This window comes from Pseudoalteromonas prydzensis (assembly GCF_001661495.1).
Lineage (GTDB): Bacteria > Pseudomonadota > Gammaproteobacteria > Enterobacterales > Alteromonadaceae > Pseudoalteromonas > Pseudoalteromonas prydzensis.
In genome coordinates this window covers 23,684-29,723 of the sequence record NZ_BDDT01000024.1, presented here as the reverse complement: position 1 = coordinate 29,723, position 6,040 = coordinate 23,684, and the positions used below count along the sequence as shown (strand labels likewise).

The following is a 6,040-nucleotide window of genomic DNA, read 5'->3' as shown; positions in this document are numbered from 1 at the left end:
CCTCAGAGCGTAGTCATACAGGTTGCCCTTTTAACTCTCCCGCATTTTAATCTTGAAAAACCCGAAACCCGAAACCCGAAACCCGAAACCCGAAACCCGAAACCCGAAACCCGAAACCCGAAACCCGCGAACCTATTTCCTCTATCAGCTATTGAAGTTTGATTTTATGACTGTTTCAAATTCATGACAGTGAGTAACTCAGCCATTACAAATTAACCTGGGTTTTTTACTTAAATACACCGTCAAAAACTGCAATAGTGGGTTAACTTCTATATGCTCTTGCCAAATTATTATACTAATAGGTGAAGTGCATGAACTCTTCCACAGATGCTGCGCAGTTTGGAGCATCGACAACAAGTAAATCGAAATGGAACTTTCATGATACCCAGTGGGTATTAAGTCTTTTTGGGACCGCCGTTGGTGCGGGTATTTTATTTTTACCTATCAATATTGGTATCGGTGGTTTTTGGCCGCTGATCATTTTAGCGTGCATGGCGTTGCCGATGACATTTTTAGCCCACCGTGGCTTAGCGCGTTTTGTATTGTCATCAAAGAACAAAGATGCAGATTTTACCGATGTAGTTGAAGAGCATTTTGGTGCTAATGCGGGTAGATTAATTTCTCTATTGTACTTCTTATCAATCTTTCCAATCTTACTGATCTATGGCGTTGGTTTAACCAATACAGTAGATAGCTTTATAGTTAATCAGCTTGGTATGGAATCCCCTTCTCGGCTGCTACTCTCAGGTGTGTTAGTTGCCGGTATGATCAGCCTTATGCTCGGTGGTGAACGATTGATGCTACGTGCCTTTGCAATTCTAGTGTATCCGTTAGTGGGGATTTTATTGTTTCTATCTTTGTATTTGATCCCTAGTTGGCAAGTGCCCGATATGGCCTTTCCAGAGTTTGCAGGCTTTAGTAAAACACTGTGGCTGTCAATTCCTATTATAGTGTTCTCATTTAGCCACGCAGCGGCGATCTCAAGCTTTGTAAACGTGCAACGAGGCCATTATGGTAATCAAGCGACAGCTAAGTCTGAGGCGATCCTAAAGCGCACTAGCTTGCTGTTAATTGTATTTGTGTTGTTATTTGTATTCTCCTGCGTACTATCTTTAACGCCAGAGCAAATGCTGCAAGCTAAAGCACAGAACGTGTCAGTGTTATCTTACCTAGCCAATGTGACAGACAATTCCTTTATTGCCACCTTTGGCCCATTGGTGGCATTTATTGCTATCACTTCATCTTTCTTAGGTCATTTTTTAGGTGCGCGAGAGAGTTTTAATGGACTGGTGACTAAACAAACAAGTTTGTCGATGAGAAGTGCCGATAAAATTGGCGTTGCTATTATGTTCTTGGCAATTTGGTTTTGTGCCGTTAAAAACCCAAGTATCTTAGATATGATGGATCAACTATCAGGGCCAATTATTGCGATGATCTTATTTATCATGCCGATGATTGCGGTATATAAAGTCCCTGCACTACAGAAATACCGTGGCCGCTTTAGCACTTTGTTTGTGTTAGCGGTAGGCTTATTAGCGGTAGCTGCTTTGATTTATGGCTTTGTTGCTTAAAGCAGTTTGCCAGTTGAAAGGCTCATGTAAAAAGCCCTGTAGGTGCAAACTTACAGGGCTTTTTATTTTATGCTATTGCAGCTAGGGCACGACCTCTAATATCAGCGGCAAAGGCTAGGCCTTTTTTAAAGCTTGTTTCAGCAGCGCTAATCGCATCTGCATCACCATTCGCTGCCAGTACTGCTTGGCTTAGTGCGTTATAGAGGTTTTTAATTTGTGCTTGGTAGGCTGAATCAATCGCACTTTCAATCGTTGTCATTACTTCTTCCTGTAGAATCAATTAATTGAACCGATAATATTAAAACACAATAGCTGATTTTACGAGTGACTAAAAAGGTCGAGGAGTAGTTTCGTGGCTAAGACTGAAAACGACAAGCCAAAGTAATTGTTTGGAACCACCGAGGTTTGGAGGCGCTACGCGCTACACGAGGAGTAAACCTGTGTAGTTGCTAGTTATTTCTAATTTTAAGTAATTAAGTATAGACTGGGCTAGTTGCTTTAACTTGTTTACATATAAGGATATTTCATTGTCGCAGTCTTTTCCTGTTCCAGCCCAGCGTTGGTTATCACTTTTATTGTGCGCAATTACCGCGGCCGCGATCACAGTATTTTTAAGCAACGTCAGTTTTGTACAGCAAGCCTATATGAAGTGGGGCAGTATTTTACACGCGAGCCCTGTGCTGCATTATAGTTTTGCTTTTCTTGCAGGCATTGGCATCAAGCTAATGCTGGATAAGTTTTATATTTCCCACGCCAAACGTAGTATTGGGTTTAATTGGCGATATCCACCGGTGACGATAAGTGTATTGTTTGGCTTACTTTTCATTGTAGGTTATGTGTACTTCACGTATTCCAATGAAATAGTAGAACAACTGACTGCTCATGCCTTTGTAAGTTTTAAGTTTCTGTCACTGAGTTTTTTAGCTGTTGCAGCGACTATTATCTATCAAACTAAATTGTATACAAAAAATCCCATATTTTCGGTTGTACTGTGTGCGGTATCAGCATTTTATTTATTCTCAGCAATAAACTTAGTTGAGATTGAGCATGCATTTTGCGTGTTTTTCTGTCTAGCAATTACTTATTTGGGTATGTCGGTATATTTGTTATGGGAGCAGTTAAGAGCATCCAACACAGAGTTGATAGTCGAATCAAAACAAGAAGCTGAATTAACGCTTGAGAGCTTAGAAGGTTTTCGAAAATGGTTTAAAGACGATTCAACCATTAAAAACACAGAGCAATTAGAACCTGATTTACGGGTTTATGCTAATCGTATTGCAGATCGACTGCTAAAAAGAGGTGTTCAGGGAGGGGATGAGCTAAAGGGAGCGCAACATATCGCACTGTGTGGGCCATTTGGCTGTGGAAAAAGCAGCATAGTTGATTGCATTGCAAATGATTTAGCAAAAAGCCCTAAGCAAGACGGAGTTTGGATACACAGTGATATATCAACATGGGGCGCAGCCAGTGGCAGTGTTGCACATGTGATACTCAGTAATATCATCGATGATATCAGCCAGCACATTGATATGTGCGCCTTTCGGGCGCTACCAAAACATTATACCGAAGCCCTAAAATCAGGCGGCAGCGTATTTCAATTTGCATCCACACTACTTGCAGGCCCCGTTGATATTGAGCAAAGCTTTCAAAAGCTTAATGATGTTCTTGAAGTAACCAACCATAAATTACTGATCACCCTCCAAGATGTCGATCGTGGTACAGATGATGAAAGTGCAAAACGTTTAAATGATATCGCAGCATTATTGGATAGGTTAAAGGATAGAAAATTAAGTCATATTAATTTTATTATTGCTATGGGAAATACTAAAATTGAGCATATTGAAGTGTTGGGCAAGATAGCTGACTATGTTGAGACGATTGTAGAGCAAGATTTTAGAGATAAGTTATGTAAGTGGGCAGAATTAAGTACTAAAGAGATATTTAATAAAGAAATGGTTTTAACTAATGAACCATTTATTATTAATTTTAATAGATACACAAAATTAACCTCTGATATTTTTAGTGAAGAGCGCTACCTCCCTGGAATTATCGCTAGCAATTTAATTATTTCAATGCGCATGCTCAAACGTATCATGCGCCGAGTCGATAAATGTTGGGTAAATGAAAAACTTCTAGGGGAAGTGGCATTTGATTCTTTAATGCTACTAATGACTTTAAGAGAATTAAAACCAGTATTATTTAATCAGTTTATTAGTAACTATCCGAGGCTACTAAATGGTACAAGTTCCCATATAAATCCAGTTGAAGGCAGTAGAAGTATTAAAGAAATGTTACATGATCTAGTTACTAATAACTCCAGCCCTATTGAGAATAAAGTATTAACTTCACTTATCGAGTGTTTAGTTGATTTACCTGACCACTTAATGGAAGCTAAAGGTAATTTCGCTAAAAAAGATGGGAGAGATTATCTTCAAGGTATCGGTAATTCGCAATATACAGTGAATTATTTAAATAGAATTCTATTAGAAGCGGTTCCTAAAAATGAACTAAGAGATCAGGAGGTTTTGAAATACTTTAAGACGGTATCCCCTGAAAATGCAGCAGAATTAGCTAATCATATATGCACAGATCATCGTTGGTTAGTCAGTTTTGAACGTTTTAATGATATTTTTGGAGTTGGTGACGGTATTGAAGATAAGAATAAGAGAAAGTCATTAGCCTTTGCAATTTTAGACAATAAACAGGCTGAAAAGTCAGGTTTATTTTTACCTTCTAGTATTTTTGAAAATACGCTATTACGAACTGTTGTTATTGAAGGTCACTTTGAAGAAGTGTTAAATAAACTCGTTGGGATGGCATCAACTCAAGCTTTACTATTTAGAATCCTTACTTGGCATTATGACTCCCTTTTTATAGCTCGAGAGTTACCTAGCTTATTTGTTAAAAAAGATTCTAAAGGTGATTACTTTGATGTTGAAGAGTTAGAAGATCGCCATAAGATCGCTGAGAAAGCCAAAAGCTTTACGCAAAATATAGATTTCAGAAAATTTTTAATCGAAAACTTAGACCAACTAAATATGGAATCCATTGAGGTAATAATAAAGTATTTGGTATTTACACAATTTGATGATTCAAAATTCAACTTTAATGAAAAGAGGATGGAAAATATTCTTAGTCTTTGTTTAAATAGTGTTTCAGCAAATGCAATTCTTCTCCTTATAAATAATGCTCAATTTTCTGAATCTGAAGCTATTTATTTTCGTCAGCACCCACTAAAAGTTACGACAGATCAAAAGGTAGACTTAAAAAATAAAATTCAATGTTTTCAACATCAAGATATAACAGAGAATCAGAAATTTAAAGTCATCAATAATTTAGGTTTATGAGTAAGTTAGAGTTGAGCTTAGGCGAGATTCCGAGTTATTGTTTATAGCTTAGGTTTAAAACCTCTGTGTAGCGAAGTGACTCTGTGCTCTCGGTGGTGAAATTGTCTTTTAAATAGAATGCAGAGCATAATTAGTTACAGGGTCAACTATTCGTGGCTGAAGCCAACTCCTACGAGGTGGAATATGATACTTAAAACTTACCGCTTAAAACTCTACAGCTTGTGGCTTAAACATGCTGGGTTTCGCTTCGCTCTACCCAGCCTACGTCGCGGCATTCAAGCCTGCCTCGGTGTCAAATTTAACGCGGATCTGCTCTTAATCTGACGGCTGATAGCTTACAGCTGAAAGCTCTTATTCTTCTATCACACTCACCACAAAATACGGATTCAAATATTCATCTTTGGTGTTGTATAACAGCGGGCTGCCGTCGAGTTTAGTGACTTTTGCGCCGGCGATTTCGGCAATGGCGTGGCCGGCACCGGTGTCCCATTCGCAGGTTGGGCCTAGGCGTGGGTAAATATCGGCGCTGCCTTCGGCGACTAAACATAGTTTTAGTGAACTGCCTTTTGAGACCATTTCCACCTCGTCAAAGCGTTTTACAAACTCGGCTAGATCAGGGGATGGATGCGAGCGGCTGCCGACAACACGAATTAACCCTTTGTTAGGCTTGGTGGTGACTTTAAGTTCAATGCGCTCATCACCACGGTCTTTAAATGCGCCGATGGCCTCAGCTGCGAGATAAGACACGCCTAGCGCAGGCGCATCTACTACCGCTAAGATAGGTTTGCCGTTTTCAATCAAGGCGATGTTAACGGTAAACTCACCGTTCTTTTTAATAAATTCTTTCGTGCCGTCGATAGGGTCAACCAGCCAATAGCGGGTCCACGTTTGGCGGATATCCCAGCTGATATCGGCACTTTCTTCACTTAATACTGGGATGTCTGGGGTTAAATGGGCTAGGCCATTGGCAATCACTTTGTGGGCTGCTAGATCGGCGTCGGTTACTGGGCTTTCATCAGCTTTGTACTCAACGTTAAAATCCTTTTCGTAGATCCCCATAATAGCGCTACCTGCTTGGCGGGCGAGGATCAATATTTCTTCGAGCAGTTCCGTTTGGTTCAT

4 protein-coding genes are annotated in these 6,040 nt (G+C 39.6%); 2 read left to right on the top strand and 2 right to left on the bottom strand.

The window, feature by feature from the left end:
• The first annotated feature begins 311 nt into the window (after positions 1-311).
• Positions 312-1,571: an aromatic amino acid transport family protein gene (locus A7968_RS22340; protein ID WP_064668709.1), complete on the top strand. Its 1,260-nt coding sequence runs from the start codon at positions 312-314 to the stop codon at positions 1,569-1,571.
• Between the two features lie 67 nt (positions 1,572-1,638).
• Here A7968_RS22340 and A7968_RS22335 read toward each other — a convergent pair whose 3' ends face one another.
• The gene (locus A7968_RS22335; RefSeq protein WP_064668708.1) at positions 1,639-1,830 is read right to left on the bottom strand and encodes a hypothetical protein; all 192 of its coding nucleotides are present in this window, start codon (positions 1,828-1,830) and stop codon (positions 1,639-1,641) included.
• 268 nt (positions 1,831-2,098) lie between these two features.
• On the opposite strand from A7968_RS22335, the gene A7968_RS22330 reads away from it, so the two are divergent.
• Positions 2,099-4,918: a P-loop NTPase fold protein gene (locus A7968_RS22330; protein WP_064668707.1), complete on the top strand. Its 2,820-nt coding sequence runs from the start codon at positions 2,099-2,101 to the stop codon at positions 4,916-4,918.
• 351 nt (positions 4,919-5,269) lie between these two features.
• Here the strand turns inward: A7968_RS22330 and cysQ are convergent, their stop codons facing one another.
• Positions 5,270-6,040 (bottom strand): 3'(2'),5'-bisphosphate nucleotidase CysQ, encoded by a 771-nt coding sequence (gene cysQ / locus A7968_RS22325; protein ID WP_064668706.1) that lies wholly within the window; start codon positions 6,038-6,040, stop codon positions 5,270-5,272.